Here is a 16,412-nt window from a genome sequence, read left to right as displayed (position 1 = left end):
ATTCCCCCGATCACACGGAAAGTCATCTCTTCACCTCGTTGTTGATAGTCAACCACCCTTGGCCAATACCCACGGCCGCATCCGAGCGTCAGATGCTGTTCTTGTGCACTTCGGGGCACCGCCCGTTCAACTGCTTCTGGGCACCCTTTCTACGCGCGTCGCTACGTTCTCTTGCTCGGATCTCGATTTTCCCCAGGCGAACGAAACCCAGCGACGCAGGTACTAGCCTGGCGTTAGCTTGGATTCTTACAGCGTGCTACTACCAACTTGAGCGGTAGTAGATGTCCCAGCCGCGCTCCTGAAAACGCTTAGCATGCGCTATCACCTTCAACGTGTAGTTAATGCAATCCTTGGTCATCGAGTCATCGTCATGATTGGCGAAGTGATCACCGACACTCTCCGGACGAACACTTCCCTGGCCGATCCTATCCGTCAACTCAACCAAGAGATTTGGCGTAACGTAAGCGGGCCTGCAATCGTCATGACCATCCTGAGCGTTGTTTACAAACCATCGGTGTAGAGACGTCAACTTTCGCCAGTAGCCCACCCGCACGGTGACACCAGTGATTTCCATCAAGGTCGAATCGTTGTCGAGCTTTTCAGTTGGCGGGGTGTAGCCAACGGCTCGCCCGATGGCTTCGCGGATAGGCTTAAACTCCTTACTGTAGGGTGGCAGATAGAGCCTTGCTTCCAAATACATATCCAAACCCACGGTTTACCCTCGTTTAGGCGACCAGTTTCATCACTTCGTCCCAGGCACGCTGTTTGATCTGCGCGCCTTGGCCGAACCACGCGGCATCACGGCGGTGATCGCTACTGCGTGCGCGCCTGTGGTGGTCCACGAACTCAGTGACGCTATTGAGTAGCCCCCATGCCGTACCGCGACTGGATGCCATCAGCGCACCCCGTCCACCACCTTCGTACAGGGCGCGAGCTTTGGCGACTGCCTGCTCGTTGACTACGGTGGCCTTGTTTTCTTGCGTTTGATAGATCAGTACACGCCGCAGCAGTCCTTCGACCGAATCCGGATCGACCGGGCGTTCCGCTAACGCCTTCATGCGTGCCACGAAACCATCCCACGAGGACACGGTAAGACCGAGCTGACGCTTCACGGCGTCCGGGTCGAACTGGCTGCGGTGCGGCACTTTTATTGCACCGTTGGCGTTGCCCAGTGCGATGGACAGCGTGTTGTTGCAAACCACCCGCACGGACGTGAACTGCGCCGTGGTCGCCAGCGTACCGTCGCAAGCGGTGGCCAGTAGCAAGTAGCCATCGACGCGGTCACGGCCCTTAAGTGTGGTGCTTTGGCTAGTCCTGGCGAGTGCCCAGAACTTGCGGCCCTCACGGAGCACACCAGCCGTTTCCAGCTCGAAGCCGTTGTAAGCCGTCAGGTCACGGTAGAACTCCAGGATTTCGCCGGGCTGCACCACCTGGAAGCGTTTGGACACCACGGCCAGCGGGGCCTTGGTGTCCGATCGGTACAACACCTTCTGTTCCGGGAAGGCATTGCTGACGCCGATTTGGTTGCTGGCGGTGATGTAGCGAACTTCGGATGCTTCGATGGACCAGTCCATACCGGCAGCCCTTTTCCAATCTTCAAGGGGTTGCTGCGGGGCTAATTGGTTGCCAAGTCCATGCCACGGGCGTTCGCCTGCGTAAGCCATGGTTTGCACGAGGTGCATGGGGATCTCCTATTTGGAAAGGCATAAAAGCAAAGAGCCCGGCATGTGCCGGGCTCTTTGTGCTGCTTGGGATGGGAAAAGCTATCTAGGTCTTCGAGAGCGAAGTTGCCAAGTGTCCGGGCGAAAGTCAGGCCAGGTAGATTTTGGCTCTAGCGGCCTCCCCCTCCGCCCATTGGTGCCTCGGAACTTGGCTCCCCACCCGTACGCGAGGTGTTGCTGTCTTCACCCGGAACGTCAATGGAGATCACATGGCCGTCGCCACCGACGGCTTTCAACCGGACAGTTTGGTTTCGTGCGAAGTCCGTCGCAACGATTTGCCCATCAAACTTGTCATTTAAAAGCGCTCCTTCAAAGATCAAATGACCACCAGCGTCCCAAACCCTGATTGGGCCATTCCGCTGATCGTCGATGTAAGTAACGGTCGCTTTAACGGCGGCTCTCTTGACGTTATCAAGGATATCCATGGCCTTGAACGATTCGACACCAAGGTTTTTGGCGTTGAGTAGCTCGAAACTGGCGGAGGGTCCAAATTCATTCCATATGCCGGCTTTCTTGCCATCGGCATACTGTCCCTCTTCAAACACTTCTCCAAGATCCGATGTGTGTTTGTAGGGGCCGTCCTTTCGACCGTCCTTCCAGGTCATATCCTCGGTGCTTGTCCTCTGATGACCGTTGGCATTGCCGTTGATCCAATTCAGGTCTGCCAGAAGCGTCTTGCCAGAAGTGTCCCAAATTCTTTCGGAGCCGATTTTGTTTCCGTCCTTCCAATGTGTCTCGTGAATGAGGGCATCACCCGCATCATTGAAGACCTTTTCGATACCGTCGATCTTTCCTGATGACCAGCCGGCTTCATAGATCAACTTACTGGTGTCGGGACTCCAACGGCGTTCGGCGCCGTCTTTCAACTCCTTCGAATAGTTCGCCTCTGCGATCTTCTTCCCGTCATTCGTCGAGCAGACCGTTTTGCCATCGAGTACGCCTTTTTTGACCTCGATGTCACAAGTTCCCACTCGGAAGATGTTGACGGACATCGGGCTCTTCAGGACACGCCCAGTGAAGGGCTCCTGGTCACCGATTTTGTAGAGAAGGCCATTGACCGTGTTGGTTTGGCGATAGTCGATTTCCCCGCCGCCACACCCGGCAAGACCGAGCGCAATGCACACCAAGGTACAACTATGAATCCGCTTCATTTGATCCCCCTGTCTTGTTTGGTTTTTTGAGTAGATCGCCATTGATTACCGGGGCTGCCACCCTACGACTGCACTCATCTACTCCAGCACGCTATTGCTCGCCTGGATATATACTGTTTCAGTATAGACTATTGCCGACGGAAGGCTTGGGCGATGCTGGTAGGGGTTCAGTTACCTCTGCCGTCAATTGTCCGAGTCCATCGCCGCCATCTTTGCCAAGCGCCTGAAGGCTGCACGCATTTTGCGTGGCCTCTCCCAACGTGCGCTGGGAGGACTCGTGTCGGATAGCAAAAGCAACGGCGGCGTCCTGATCAACCGCTACGAGCGAGAAGTCAATCGTGCAGACATGGACACGGCGGCGGCGCTGGCCAAAGCGTTAAATGTACCGTTGGCCTACCTCTTCGCCGAAGAAGACGATCAAGCTGAGCTGCTTCTCGCGTTTACGCGACTCTCAAAGGCAGAACGATCCAAGCTGCTGGCACAAGCCAAACAGCTGGCCAGCGGACATTCGAAAAAAGAGCCGTAGCTGCACTTCGTTAGCCAGCCCTGCTCACTTCTGACCATGATCTTCTGATTCTGTCGACGACATAAACACCCAAACCCTGGCAGGACCGGGGTTTGGGTGTTTATGGTCCAATTGCATTGGTTCAAGGGACTTTGGGCTTACCGCTACCTGGGGACTTACGAATACTCGACAGGACTGCGACGGCCACGACAAGGACGCAGTAGATCAGATCCAGGTTCTTTCTCATCACAGTTTGAACACCCCGTTGCAGACACATCAGGCGGTGTGCCGAAGCGCAAAGCCAGTTTCCACTGGCTTCACTCAGGTGTTATAGGTCTGAAATCGGATGGGATCGAAGAAGGCATCTCCGAACGTCATGCCTTATGCCGGGCCAAGGGGATGATCTTGGCTCCAGTTCGCAAACTGTCCAAATAGTCCGCCCATGCCTGCATCATCTTTCGGCGTTCGACCAGGTGTGCAGTGCGATTGTAAGCCCGCCCGTTTGGATCACGCACCGCATGTGCCAATTGATGTTCGATGTAATCCGGCCTAAAGCCCAGAACTTCATCCAAGATAGTGCGCGCCATCGCTCGGAAACCATGCCCTGTCATCGTTTTGGAATCAAACCCCATTCGCCGCATGGCTGCATTGATGGTATTTTCGCTCATCGGGCGTCCCCTGCCCCGAAGGCTTGGGAAAACGTACTCACCGCGCCCCGTTAGTGGCGTTAAGTCGCGCAGCACTTCAACCGCTTGGCTGGATAAAGGGACGATGTGCGCAGTTCCGGTCTTGGTGGCCATATAGCGCCACTCCCTTGCGTCCAAATCAATGCCTGACCAGCGCGCTGCCCTCAACTCACCTGGGCGAGCAAACAGCATCGGCGCCAGTTTCAATGCAGCGCAAACCACGGCACTACCGTCATACCCCCACAAGGCGCGCAGCAGTGGGGCAACATGTACAGGCTCGGTGAGGCTGGCGAAATGTTCCGTCTGGGGCGACTCCAACGCACCAATCAAATCGGAGGCCGGATTTCGCTCAGCTCTGCCGGTGGCGATTGCATAGCGAAAGACCATCCCGGCAATGCCGCGAGCGCGGTGGGCGGTTTCTACGGCGCCACGCTTTTCCATCTTGCGCAATACGGCCAGAAGTTCCGGGGCGGATATTTCCGTGATCGGTCTGCCGCCGATGTAGGGATTCAGATCTTTCTCCACGATTCGGGCATTACGTACCGCTGTGGACTTAGCGCTTTTCTTGGCCCGCATCGCCAGCATCTCCTGCGCAATTGCGCCGAAGCTGGTCTCCGAACGATCCAGCCGTGCGAGCTTCTCGACTTTGCGCTGCTCACCAGGATCAATGCCGGAGTTCAGCAGCTTACGAGCTTCGATGTGCTTGGTCCGTGCCTCCGCCAGACCAACATCGGGATAGATGCCGAGTGCCAGCCGCTTTTCCTTTCCTGCATAACGATACTTCCAGCGCCATAGCTTTCCGCCGGAAGGGGCGACCTCTAAGTACAACCCTCCACCATCAAACAGACGTTGAGGCTTGTCTGAAGGCCTCATTTTCCGTATGGCTGCATCGCTCAGGGGCATGGGGGCATCTCGACTTTTCCAGCGGTTAGATGCCCCCATCTATGCCCCCAAATGGACCGGATTTCAATAGGCGCTTGTGGACAACCTTGGACGCCAGATATAAAAAAACCCGGCTTTTGCCGGGCTTTTTGGATTAACCTAGACAACTCTGGATTTGAATATGGCGCGCCCGGAGGGATTCGAACCCCCGACCAATGGCTTCGGAAGCCACTACTCTATCCGGCTGAGCTACGGGCGCGTGGTGAAGCGGACACCGTGCGGGCAGTTCCCGGCGCGGCGAAGGGCGGAGTATAGCGGCTCGGACGCGGCCGCGCGACGAGGTTGCAAACGAAGGGGCCCGCCCCCGGCATCGACCGGTCGGACGGGCCCCTCGCTTGCCTGAGCGTCGGCGTCCCGCCGGACGGCGGGACGCCAATGGACTCAACGCGCCTTCAGCAGCTCGGACAGGCGGTCCGGCTTGCCTTCGATGCGCTCCAGGTGCGGGTACTTCAGACCGTCGTGGTAGTCGATGCGCAGGGTCTGGTACTGGTCGAAGTTCTTCACCAGCAGTTCCACCGGCTGGTTCTTGTCCTTCGACGCCGCGGTCACCGCGTCCTTGACCGCGTCGCTGGAGAACTCCTTGCCGTTCACGGCGACAATCTTCATACCCGGCGACAAGCCGGCCTTGAAGGCGGGGCCGTCCCACAGCACGTCCATGATGTCGCCGCCCTTGCCCAGCGACACGCCCAGCGAATACACCAGGTTGGCCCCGCCGAAGCGAGCCTCGGCCGCCTTCACCGCGGGCGAAGGCTTATCGTTGTAGACCACCTTCCAGCCGCTGGCCTCGATGCCGCCGGTGATCGGGCCATGGCCGTCCAGGCGCTCGCGCAGATAGCTGGCCCAGTCGTACGGCTGGATGTCGTTCAAGGTCTTGACCACATCCTCGAAGGTGTAGGTGTTGACCGCCCACTCGCCGTTCTTCATGCCGAAGAAGGCCTTGCCGAAATCGTCGATCGACTTCTTGTTGCCCGACAGGTCGCGCAGCTTGCCGTCCACGTCCAGCCAGATCATCTGGCCGCCGGAGTAGTAGTCCTCGCTCATCTGGTAGTTGCGATAGGGCAACGGCCGGCGCTGGGCGATGATCGGATCGTTGGTGGTGTCCTGGATGTTGCGCCACTGCTGCAGGCCGGGGCGGCCCTTGTCGTAGTTGGCGGCGACGGCGGCGAGCATGTCGTGCGCCTCGTCCTGCTTCCACAGGCCCGAACGCGCGGCCATCACATAGCCCCAGAACTGGGTCTGGCCTTCGTACACCCACAGCAGGCTGTCCTGCATGGGCACGTTGAAGTTGGGCGTGGAGAGGTCCGCACCGCGGCGGTATTTGCCGTCCCACGAATGGTTGAACTCATGCGGCAGCAGGTCGCGCGCCAGCACGTTCTTGTCCCACTCGGTGAAGTAGCCAGTACCCACGCCGTTCTCGCTGGAACGATGGTGCTCCAGGCCATTGCCGCTCATCTTGTCGCTGAGCGAGAACAGGAAGTCGTAGTGGTCGTAGTGGTGCGCGCCGTACATCTTGTACATCTGCTGCACCAGGTTCTGGTGCGCCTTCAGCTGCTCGGGCTTGATCTCCAGGAACTTCGGATCATCGGCCACGATGTTCAGGTGCACCGGCGTCTTGGCGCCCGGGTCGAGATCCACGCGCTTGAAGTATTTGCCCGCGTAGATCGGCGAGTCGACCAGGTCGTCGTACTTGATCGGCTTGAAGGTCACCGTGTCGCCGCTGCGCGAGGCTTCCTCCAGCGCGGTGCCGAACTGCCAGCCGGCGGGAAACTTCACGCTGGCCTCGGCCTGGATGCGGCTGGCGTAGTAGCCGGCCGGATACAGCGTCACTGTGTTCCACTGCAGGTTGAGCATCTCCGGCGTCATCACCACGCGGCCCTGGCGGGTGTCCTGCGGGGAGAGGTACTGGAACTCCACATCCACGCTGCTGGCGCCCTGCGGCACGTCCACATGGAAGGCATACACATTGAGCGGATCGCGCGTCCACTTCAGCGCCTTGCCATTGGCCGACACCTTCAGACCCGCCATCTTGTCGATCGGACCGCTGGGCGAATGGTTGCCCGGCAGCCACTGCGGATACAGCAGGGTCAGCGGACCCGGCTGCGCCGGCACCGATTCGCGCACGCGGAAAATGCGGCGGCCGATGTCGGTGGCGTCGACGCTGATCTTGAGCGTGCCGTTGAAGGCAACGTCCTGCGGCGCCGGCACGTCGGCATGGGCGGCGAAACCGCACAGGCCGAGGCCCGCGGCAAGGATGGCGGAAGCGAGGCGCGAAGCTTTCAAAACGGTCTCCTGTGGCAAAACCGCACGTCCGTAGCGGACGTTGAACGGAACATGACCGCACGATGCTAGACCGCGGCGACACGCCACACCCCCTGCCAGAGGTCATGACACAGGCTGAACCTTTCCCCGACCAAAAATCCCAAGAGCCTTGGGAAATGTAAAAAAGCCCTTATCCTTTTGGCTCGCGTTACCCCGCGCGGCCGTTGCGACGACATCCCCCTAAGGTCGTCGCGTCGGAAATACCCCAAAAAAAGAATGGAGTTCTCCCATGAACAAGACTTTGCTTTCGGCCGTGCTGGCCGTGGCTGCCCTGTCCCCGTTCGCCGCCAAGGCCGATGACGTCGCCAGCGGCAACCAGCTCAACAACTTCTTCGTGACCGGCAACCTCGGTCAGAGCAACTACCGCGTCGGCGGCCTGTCCGACAAGAGCGACGTGTTCCAGAGCGTGCGCTTCGGCTGGCGCTGGAACAACATCGTCGGCGCCGAAGTCGGCTACACCTCGCTCGGCCAGGGCAAGTCCTACATCGGCCAGTCCACTTTCGGCTTCCAGCCGAAGGCCGTGATCCTGGGCGTGAACGCCAAGTACGACTTCTACGGCCCGTGGTTCGTCTCCGGTCACGGCGGCTACCTGCGTTCGCGCACCACCGCCAGCGCCACCTATGGCGACAGCCGCTTCACCGAGAAGAGCTGGAACAATGGCTGGTACGCCGGCGTGGGCGTGGGCTACAACGTGACCGACAACGTCGCGCTGGCCATCAACTACGACAACTACCACGTCAAGTACGGCCGTGCCGGCGCCAGCCAGTCGCAGGCCAACGTCAACGTGGCGGCCTACTCGGCTTCGCTCGAGTACCGCTTCTAAGCGAAGGTCCTTCGCGACCGCTGCGCAAGCAAGCAAAAAAGGGCGCCCTCGGGCGCCCTTTTCTTTTGGACGGACCGCCAGCCGTTCCTACTTCAACGGCGCGGAGATCTGGCCCAGCCGATCCGCCCCGCCGGCGCGCGACAAGTGCGGATAGCGCAGGCCATCGTGATAGTCCAGCGACACGGTCTCGAAGAACTCATTGTTCTTCACCAGCAACTGGATGGGACCGCCCTTGCCCTTGGCTGCCTTCACGGCGTCCTTGAGCACATCGGCGGAGTAATCCCGGCCGTTCACCGCGATCAGTTTCAAGCCCGGTACCAGCCCCGCCTTGAATGCCGGGCCGCCCCACAGCACGTCGATGAGCTTGCCGCCCTGGTTGACCGAGAAGCCGGCGCCGTACATCAGGTTGGCCGAATGCCGCACGGCTTCGATCGCCTTCTGGATCGACGACGGCTGATCGTTGAACTCCAGCTTCCAGCCCGCGCTTTCTGCGCCCTGCTCCGGCAGCTTGTCGCCGGTGTAGTCCAGGCGTGCATGCAGGAAGGCCGCCCAGTCGAACGGCTGCACCTTGTTCAAGGTCGCCGCCACGTCGTCGAACGTATAGGTGTGCGGCACCTGGCTACCATCCTCGATGCCATGGAAAGCGCGCACGAAGTCGTCCAGCGAACGCTTGCCGCCGCTGAGTTCGCGGATCTTGCTGTCCGCATCCAGCCACAGCAAGGTGCCCTCCGGGTAATAGTCGACGTTCCGCATGCGATTAGCCCACGAGGCACCCTGATGGGACGTCAACTGCACGGCATCGGCCGTGTCCTGCAGCGAGCGCCATTGCCGGCCGGTGCGGTAGGTCATCGCCGCCTGCGTCTCGGCGATCCAGTCGCGATACTGCTCGGCCGTCCACATGCCCGAGCGCGCGGTCAGCACTTCGCCGTAGTAATTGGTGAGCCCTTCGTAGACCCATAGCAGGTCGCCCTGCATCGGCATGTTGTAGTGCGGCGTCCACAGATCGTGCGGCCGGCGGAATTTGCCGTTCCACGAATGCACGAACTCGTGCGGCAGCACGAAGGCGGCCGCCAGGTACATGTTGTCGTCGGTAAGGAACGACGGCGGCAGGCGGTCGTCGCTGGATTGCTGATGCTCCAGGCCGAACGAACCGTTGTGGTCCGACAGCGTCAGCAGGAAATCGTAGTGCGCGTAATGGCGCGCGCCGAACAGTTTCACCGCCTGCGCGGCCAGCGCCTTGTGCTGCGTCTCCTGCTTGTCGCTGAGCTTCAGGTTACCCGGATCATCGGCGACCATGTCCAGGTACACCGGTCCTTTGGTGTCCGTGCTCAGCTGCACGCGCTTGAAGTACTCGCCCGCAACCATCGGCGAATCGACCAGCTTCTCCAGGCTCACCGGCTTGAACGCCACCTGCGCGCCGGTCTGCGCATCCACGTCCAGCGCGCTGGCGAACTTCCAGTCGCGCGGCAGCGTCACCGTGGGCTGCACCTCGATGCGGCTGGCGTAGTAGCCCGCCGGATAGAACAGCACCTGGTTGAATTCGATGTCCACCAGCTTCGGCGTCGCCGAACCCGTCGCGCCATACAGACCGCCGCCCTCTTCGCCCGGCGCCAGGAACTGGAACTCCAGCTGCACGGTGCCGGCGCCTTCCGGCACATCCAGGTGCAAGGTGTACATGTCGCGCAGATCGCGGCGCCACGGCAGCGGCTTGCCGTTGGCCGTGATGATCAGCCCGCTGACGTTATTGATCGGCCCCGAAGGAATGTGCTCGCCCGGAATCCATTGCGGGTAGTAGAGCGAGAGCGGCCCGGGCTTGACCGGGATCGTCTCGACGATGCGATAGATCTTCTTCGGCGCCTGGGTGAGATCCAGCTTCAGGGCCAGCGTCCCCGGATAGGGCTGGTCCACCGGCTCGGCCGTCTGCGCCTGCGCCGCGCCTCCCAAGGCCAATGCCACCGACCACCCCAGCAACGTCCTCGCGAACATACGGCGCCTCCCCACGGTGAGTGATGCCGGGGGATGCTAGGCCGATGCGGTCGCAAGACCGCATGCCATTGGTCACGTGAAAGGCGACCTCACACACAGGCTCCGACTTGTGCGGAGCGCACGAAACCACGAACGCCCGGGTCAGGCCTTCTCCAGCTTGCTGTGGCGCATGCCGTAGCCGAAATACACCACCAGGCCGATGCTGACCCAGATCAGGAACACCTCCCAGGTCACCCACGGCAGCTCCGCCAGCAGCCAGATCGAAAAGCCGATGCCGACCAGCGGCACCAGCGGCACCAACGGCGTACGGAAGGCGCGATGCAGATCCGGCTTGCGCTTGCGCAGGATCAGCACCGAAGAGCAGATCACGATGAAGGCCGACAGCACGCCGATATTGACCAGCTTCGCCACTTCCTCGATCGGCAGCAGTCCGGCCACCAGCGCCGTGAATACGCCCAGCACGACGGTCGGCCGGTGCGGCGTGCCGTAGCGCGGATGCGGCTTGGCGAACCAGCCCGGCAGCAGCCCGTCGCGCGCCAGCGCGAACCAGATGCGCGTCGCGCCGAGCATGAAGGCGAACAGCACGCTGATCAGGCCGAACACCGCCGACACGGATACCGTCAACGCCACCCAATGCAGCCCGAGTCCCTTGAACGCATCCGCCACCGGCGCGTCGGTCTTCAGCGTCGTGTAGTGCGCGATGCCGGTCAGCACCAGCGATACCGCCAGGTACATCGCCATCGAGATGCCCAGCGACAGCAGCACGGCGCGCGGCAGGTCGCGCTGCGGGTTCTTCGATTCTTCCGCCGCCGTGGTCAGCGTGTCGTAGCCGAACACGGCGAAGAACACCACCGCTGCGGCGGTAGCGACGCCCTGGAAGCCGAAATGGCCGACGCCATCAGGACCGATCACACGCGCCGGAATGAACGGCACCCAGTTCTCCGGCTTCACATAGAACGCGCCGATGCCGATCACCAGCGCCACCGCGGCGACCTTGATCGCCACCACCACGGTGTTGAAGCGCGCGCCCCATTCGGTGCGGAAGATCAGCAATGCCGATACCCCCAGCGTGACCAGCGCTGCGATCACGTTGAACACGTGACCTTCGCCAGTGCCGATGGCTCCCTTGGCCCATGTCGGCAGATCCACGCCGATACTCGCCAGCGCCGATTGCACATAGCCGGACCACCCGATCGCCACCACCGCCACGATCAGCGCGTACTCCAGCAGCAGGTCCCAGCCGATCAGCCATGCCGCCAGCTCGCCCAGCACCGCGTAGCCGTAGGTGTAGGCGCTGCCGGTCACGGGAATGAGACCGGCGAATTCCGCATAGCACAGCGCGGCCGCCGCGCTGGCGATGCCGGCGATCAGGAACGAGATCGCCACCGCCGGGCCCGCGTTGAGCGCCGCCTGCTGGCCGGCCAGCACGAACACGCCCACGCCGATGATGCCGCCGATGCCGATCGCAGTGAGCTGCCACAGGCCCAGCACGCGGCGGAAATCGCCACGCTTGCCGACATCGGCCTGGAGTTGCTCGACCGATTTGTGGCGAAACAGCTTGCTGACCACGCTCATCGCTCAGGTTCCCGGGGAAAAAGGAACGGCGATCATAGCGAAAGGCTCCTCTGCCGCCATGCTGCGGCCGCGCGAAACCTCAGACCGCTCGTGGCGTACGCCCGCGGATGGCGAACAATGCGGTGGCGCTGAGCAGGCTGATCGCCACCATCGCAAATGCGAATTTGAGATAGGGACTAACCAATCCGAACCAGCCATCCATCGCCACCGCCACCGTGCCCGTCACGGCCAGGCGAGCCAGTTCCAACCAGACCCCGATGCGGCGACCTTCGAGCAACACGCCCAGCGCGGTGAGGCTGAGCGACAGGAAGACCGCATACGCGAGCAGGCCGGAAGCCGGCAAGCGCTTGGCCAGATCGAGGAACTGCACGCCCATCGCCAGCAGCAGCGCGAACTGCACCACACCATAGGCGGCCAGCCCGCGCGGCAGCGGCGGCAGATAGCGTTCGCGCCGGATATCGAACGGCGGCTTGGGAAACCGCGCGGCCACGTCGACCGGCCGCCAGCCCGGCGGCTTGATCCACACCAGCAGCTTGTCGCGCCAGCGACGCGCGTGCCATGCGTCCTTCAAGGTGGCCCAGTACACCTCGGCGTTCGCCCACAAGGGATTCCAGCTGCGCAGCGGCGCGCGCGTGCCGTAGACCGGCGGGTCGGTGTCGTCTTCTTCGATGAAGGTGCCGAACAGGCGGTCCCACAGGATCAGGATGCCGCCGTAGTTGCGATCCAGGTAGCGGTCGTTCACCGCGTGATGCGCGCGGTGGTTGGAGGGCGAGCAGAACACGCGGTCGAACCAGCCCAGCCGCCCGACCAGCTCGGTGTGCACCCAGAACTGGTACAGCAGATCGATCAGCGCCACCACCGCGAATACTTCCAGCGGGTAACCCAGCAACGCCATCGGCAGATAGAACAGCCAGCCCAGCAGCACGCCGCTTCCGGTCTGGCGCAAGGCGGTGCTGAGGTTGTAGTCCTCGCTCTGGTGATGCACCACGTGCGCGGCCCACAGGATGTTCACCTCGTGCCCGGCGCGATGCAGCCAGTAATACAGAAAGTCATACAGCAGCAGGCCGGACACCCACACCCACCACGCATCCGCCGGCAGCGCGAACAGCGCCAGATGCGCGGCGCACCAGGCATAGATGCCCAGGGTCAGCAGCTTGGCGAACACCGCGACGATCTGGGAGATCACGCCCAGCGACAGGCTGCCGATCGCATCGCTCACGTGGTAGACCCGGCGGCCGCGCCAGCGCGCCACCAGCAACTCCAGCGCGATCAGCACGAAGAACGCCGGCGTGGCCCAGCCGATGATGACTTCCTGGGTGTTCACGCCGCCGCCAGATCCTCCGGCGACGCGGTCGTCACCGAGCGGGCCAGCAGCCACAGCGCGCCAAAGTAGCTGCCCAGGATCCACACCGCCGCCCACGGCAGGCTGAGGCGGAAACGGTTCCAGGCCAGCAAGGTGTCGCTCATCATGAAGAGCACGCCGCCGGCGCCGGCCAGCCAGGCCGGTCCGGCCAGCGCGTCGCGCGCCATGGCGTGATGCCACGCTCGCCCCACCGCCTGCCCGCCCATCGTGGCCAGCACCACGGTGTAGACCACGACCGGCAAGTACAGCTCTTCGGGCAGGGTCGGCCACAGCGACCACAGACATAGCGCCCCATAAGCCAGGCAGATCAGCAGGGCCAGCGGCTTGGCGCCGAAACGGGCATCGCCGCACAGGGCGACCAGGAAACACAGATGCGCGAACAGGAACGCCACCAGCCCTTCCACGAACAGGTCCTGCGGCAGCATCAGCAACACGTCGCCGACCAGCGCCAGGCCCAGCCCGCCGAGCACCCAGGCGCGGTAGCGTGCCGAGACCGGTTCGCGCACGCGCCAGGCCAGCCAGAACACCAGCGACGTCGCCAGCGGCTTGCAGGCCCAGTGCAGCCACATCCATTGGCTGCCGCCCTCGGTATCGGCCAGCATCGCGCCGGCGATGGCCCCGAGCGCGGACAACAGGACGCCTGCGGCCATCCAGCGAGGGACGGCGTGGAACGGAACGACGGAAGGAATGACGGCCATGCGGGCGGATCGGGCGACAGATACGCCGGCGATCATATGTTGGGCGTGGCGTTCCCGGAATCGTCCCTTGGTGTTTTCAGGGTATCCGTCGCGTTTGGCGGGCCGAGGCGCCGACGGCCGAGCCATGAACCCCTCGCCCTCCGATTCACCGGAGGGCGAGAGGTTCGGTCGTGCAACCGGAACGGATCGCTCAGAACCGCAAGGTTGCCGTAAGCATGGCCGCACGCGGCGCGCCCACCTGCAGGGTGGCGAACTGGCCCTGCGGATCGCTGGCGATGAAGCCGTTGGTGCCGATCGAGCCGAAGTACTTCTTGTCGGCCAGATTGGTCACGTTGAGCGCCAGCTTCAAGTCCTGCACCACGCCGAGCCGGCCCACGTCATAGGCGGCCGACGCGTTGAACAGCCAGTACGACGGCACCGAGGCATCGTTGACATAGGTGTAGTAGCGCTTGCCGGTGTAGTTGGCCGACGCGCGCAGATCCCACGGGCCGGACACCCAGGCCAGTTCGGTGAAGAACAGCTGCTTGGGGCTGTCCACCACGGTCTTGCCCTTGGTCGGCACCACCGTGCCGCCGTCGACGTAGTCGTCGTCGTAGCGCGAACGGTTGTAGGACAACGAGTTGCGCCAGCGCAGTTCCTGCGTCAGCTTGAAGTTCAGCGCCAGCTCCGCGCCGCGGCTGGTCACCGAGCCGACGTTGGCGTAGGCGCTCGGGCAGCCGACGATGCCGCTGCAACGGGAGATCGCCAGCAGGCGGTTGTCGAACTTCACGTCGTACAGCGCCAGCGAGGCTTCGTAGAAGTCGGACACTGCGCGCAGGCCACCCTCGAAGGTGCGCGACTGCTCGGGCTTGAGCGAACGGCCGAAGGTATCGAACGCCACCTGCGTGGTAGCCAACGGACCGCTCACGCCGGCCTGGAACGCGGCGATGTTCTTGGCGTACGAGCCGAACACTTCGAAGCCGCCACCGAGCTGGTAGCTGGCGCCGACCTGCGGCAGGAAGTTCTTCTTGGCCACGAGATCGCCGGTGGCGTAGGTCTTGACCGTGCCCGGCAGGCTACGCGCTTCCACCTCGGTGCGCGGTGCCTTGAAGCCCACGTCGATGGCGAGGCGATCGTCCAGGAAGTGCATGCTGTCCTGCACGTAGAACTGGCGCGTGGTGGTTTCGTAGTGCTGGTAGAACAGGCGCAGATCCGGGTTCTTGAGGAACTTGCGGTCGTCCACCGGGCCGGTGATGAAGTAGTAGTTGCGCTGCACGTTGTGGTTGCTGTCCTCGTACCACACGCCGGCTTCCAGATGATGCGCGCCGATGTCCCAGTTCAGCGCGGCGGTGCCGCCGGCGCGGTCGATGCCGTACTCGGTGGTGCGGATGGAGATCGGCGTCTCCTGCGCCGTGCCCGGGAACGACGCCTGGTACGGCGTGAACCAGTGACCCTGGCCGCGATCGTTGTGGTAGTAGCCGGTGGCCTTCAGGCGCAGGCCCTCGGCCAGCGCGAAGTCGCCGAACACGCTGGCGATGCGGTCGTTGCGCACGCCGCGACCGGCGTAATACGCGTCGTCGGGATTGTTCACGCCGCCGGTGTAGATGCCCTTGGCCGCGTTCACCGCGCGGTTCCAGTCCGGCGCGTAGTTGTCCCAGTTCCAGCCCAGGCGATGCAGCATGTCCAGCGAGAGATCCTGATAGTCGGTCTCGTCGCGGTCGGAAGTGGTCAGCAGCGCGCCGATGCGGCTGTCGCCGAAATCGTAGGTGGCCTTGGTGTTGAACTGCATCTGCTCCTGCGCACCGTCGCCCTTCCACTTGTCCACCGTGGAGTAGGCGCCGGAGATGTACATGGCGAAGCCGTTGACGTTGCCGGTGTCCAGGCGCACGAAGGTGCGGCGCGCCGCATCGGTGCCGAAGCCCTGGGCAAACTGAACGCCGTAGTTCGGCAGCGGGTCGGAGGAATAGAACTGCACCGTGCCACCCAGGTCGCTGGTCGACGCGGTGCCCAGCGCACCGATACCTTCGGCCAATTCGGCGCTGCCGAGGTTCTCGGCGATCAGCGCGCGGCTGATGTGCAGGCCGTTGTTGTTGCCGTAGCTCATGTCGCCCAGCGGGATGCCGTCCAGCGTGAAGCCCAGGCGGTTCTGATTGAAGCCGCGCAGGCTGAAGCGCGTCGACCACTCGTAGTTGCCGAACGGATCGGACGACTCGAAATGCACGCCCGGCTTGCCCGCCAGCACCTTCAGCGCGCTGGTGCCCGGCGGCAGGACCTTCACGTCCTCGCTAGTGATGCGCTGCACCTGGCGCGCCTCGCCCTGGCCGATCACGGACACCGAATCGAGCGTCTTGGCCTTGTCGGCCGCATTCGCATCCGCCGGCGTGGCGGGCGTGGCGTCGTTGTCGTTCGGCGCGGCGATGGCGCTGCCGTGCAGCGCCGCGAACAGCGCCAGCGCGAGGCCGGTAAGGCGGATGGAACCCTTGCGGACTGACATGCGTACGTTTCCTTTGCGCAGCCGTTCCCCTCGCGGGGAGCCACGTCGGCGTGTGAATTGGGAAAAAGAAACGGCCGCCCCCTCGGCGAGCGCGTCGCCCCATGCCGTCCTTCGCTGGACGGGCATTCGACGCGCATCGCCAGCAGCCGTGCGCACAAGCATGGTGGAGA

The 16,412-nt window shown here is 62.7% G+C and carries 12 protein-coding genes and 1 tRNA gene; 2 read left to right on the top strand and 11 right to left on the bottom strand.

The genetic code is table 11. The annotated features are described in order from the left end of the window. Window positions 1-259: 259 nt before the first annotated feature. The 3 genes from ACNR9O_RS22000 to ACNR9O_RS21990 form a co-directional block, all read right to left on the bottom strand. The gene (locus ACNR9O_RS22000; protein ID WP_473684727.1) at window positions 260-712 is read right to left on the bottom strand and encodes a hypothetical protein; all 453 of its coding nucleotides are present in this window, start codon (window positions 710-712) and stop codon (window positions 260-262) included. A gap of 13 nt (window positions 713-725) precedes the next feature. Then, window positions 726-1,682, bottom strand: a complete 957-nt coding sequence (locus ACNR9O_RS21995) for a DUF932 domain-containing protein (RefSeq protein WP_473684729.1) — start codon at window positions 1,680-1,682, stop codon at window positions 726-728. Window positions 1,683-1,831: 149 nt separating this feature from the next. Further along, a complete protein-coding gene (locus tag ACNR9O_RS21990; RefSeq protein ID WP_473684731.1) occupies window positions 1,832-2,872 on the bottom strand; it encodes a toxin-antitoxin system YwqK family antitoxin in 1,041 nt (346 codons plus the stop codon). 187 nt (window positions 2,873-3,059) lie between these two features. Between ACNR9O_RS21990 and ACNR9O_RS21985 the strand changes: the two genes are divergently transcribed. Beyond that, window positions 3,060-3,398: a helix-turn-helix domain-containing protein gene (locus ACNR9O_RS21985; RefSeq protein WP_473684733.1), complete on the top strand. Its 339-nt coding sequence runs from the start codon at window positions 3,060-3,062 to the stop codon at window positions 3,396-3,398. Between the two features lie 353 nt (window positions 3,399-3,751). Here the strand turns inward: ACNR9O_RS21985 and ACNR9O_RS21980 are convergent, their stop codons facing one another. The 3 genes from ACNR9O_RS21980 to ACNR9O_RS21970 form a co-directional block, all read right to left on the bottom strand. Beyond that, the gene (locus tag ACNR9O_RS21980; RefSeq protein ID WP_473684735.1) at window positions 3,752-4,966 is read right to left on the bottom strand and encodes a tyrosine-type recombinase/integrase; all 1,215 of its coding nucleotides are present in this window, start codon (window positions 4,964-4,966) and stop codon (window positions 3,752-3,754) included. Between the two features lie 161 nt (window positions 4,967-5,127). Then, a tRNA-Arg gene (locus ACNR9O_RS21975) sits at window positions 5,128-5,204 on the bottom strand. A 182-nt stretch (window positions 5,205-5,386) separates the two neighbouring features. Continuing rightward, window positions 5,387-7,285, bottom strand: a complete 1,899-nt coding sequence (locus tag ACNR9O_RS21970; RefSeq protein ID WP_473684737.1) for a M61 family metallopeptidase — start codon at window positions 7,283-7,285, stop codon at window positions 5,387-5,389. A 268-nt stretch (window positions 7,286-7,553) separates the two neighbouring features. Here ACNR9O_RS21970 and ACNR9O_RS21965 point away from each other — a divergent pair, with 268 nt between their 5' ends. Then, window positions 7,554-8,147, top strand: coding sequence for a porin family protein (locus ACNR9O_RS21965; RefSeq protein WP_473684739.1), 594 nt, complete (start codon window positions 7,554-7,556; stop codon window positions 8,145-8,147). A gap of 87 nt (window positions 8,148-8,234) precedes the next feature. Here the strand turns inward: ACNR9O_RS21965 and ACNR9O_RS21960 are convergent, their stop codons facing one another. From ACNR9O_RS21960 to ACNR9O_RS21940, 5 genes are all read right to left on the bottom strand, one after another. Beyond that, complete coding sequence (locus ACNR9O_RS21960; RefSeq protein ID WP_473684741.1) at window positions 8,235-10,133, bottom strand: M61 family metallopeptidase; 1,899 nt, start codon at window positions 10,131-10,133, stop codon at window positions 8,235-8,237. Between the two features lie 141 nt (window positions 10,134-10,274). Then, on the bottom strand, window positions 10,275-11,708 hold the full coding sequence (locus tag ACNR9O_RS21955) for an amino acid permease (RefSeq protein ID WP_473684743.1): 1,434 nt from the start codon (window positions 11,706-11,708) through the stop codon (window positions 10,275-10,277). Window positions 11,709-11,787: 79 nt separating this feature from the next. Continuing rightward, window positions 11,788-13,032 (bottom strand): sterol desaturase family protein, encoded by a 1,245-nt coding sequence (locus tag ACNR9O_RS21950; protein ID WP_473684745.1) that lies wholly within the window; start codon window positions 13,030-13,032, stop codon window positions 11,788-11,790. Continuing rightward, the gene (locus ACNR9O_RS21945; RefSeq protein ID WP_473684747.1) at window positions 13,029-13,769 is read right to left on the bottom strand and encodes a lysoplasmalogenase; all 741 of its coding nucleotides are present in this window, start codon (window positions 13,767-13,769) and stop codon (window positions 13,029-13,031) included. The genes ACNR9O_RS21950 and ACNR9O_RS21945 overlap by 4 nt, the downstream gene beginning before the upstream one ends. A 190-nt stretch (window positions 13,770-13,959) precedes the next feature. Further along, a complete protein-coding gene (locus tag ACNR9O_RS21940) occupies window positions 13,960-16,242 on the bottom strand; it encodes a TonB-dependent receptor (protein ID WP_473684749.1) in 2,283 nt (760 codons plus the stop codon). Between the last annotated feature and the right edge of the window lie 170 nt (window positions 16,243-16,412).

The sequence above is a fragment of the Dyella sp. CR10 genome, assembly GCF_055814425.1.
The sequence above is the reverse complement of the archived record's forward strand: the minus strand, read 5'-3'. Positions and strand labels throughout refer to the sequence as shown.

Bases quoted from the DNA above. Each gene is read 5' to 3' on its own strand.
- ACNR9O_RS21955 (WP_473684743.1), bottom strand. From the start codon at position 11,708: ATGAGCGTGGTCAGCAAGCTGTTTCGCCACAAATCGGTCGAGCAACTC.
- ACNR9O_RS21940 (WP_473684749.1), bottom strand. From the start codon at position 16,242: ATGTCAGTCCGCAAGGGTTCCATCCGCCTTACCGGCCTCGCGCTGGCG.
- ACNR9O_RS21960 (WP_473684741.1), bottom strand. From the start codon at position 10,133: ATGTTCGCGAGGACGTTGCTGGGGTGGTCGGTGGCATTGGCCTTGGGA.
- ACNR9O_RS21995 (WP_473684729.1), bottom strand. From the start codon at position 1,682: ATGCACCTCGTGCAAACCATGGCTTACGCAGGCGAACGCCCGTGGCAT.
- ACNR9O_RS21965 (WP_473684739.1), top strand. From the start codon at position 7,554: ATGAACAAGACTTTGCTTTCGGCCGTGCTGGCCGTGGCTGCCCTGTCC.
- ACNR9O_RS21990 (WP_473684731.1), bottom strand. From the start codon at position 2,872: ATGAAGCGGATTCATAGTTGTACCTTGGTGTGCATTGCGCTCGGTCTT.
- ACNR9O_RS21980 (WP_473684735.1), bottom strand. From the start codon at position 4,966: ATGCCCCTGAGCGATGCAGCCATACGGAAAATGAGGCCTTCAGACAAG.
- ACNR9O_RS21945 (WP_473684747.1), bottom strand. From the start codon at position 13,769: ATGGCCGTCATTCCTTCCGTCGTTCCGTTCCACGCCGTCCCTCGCTGG.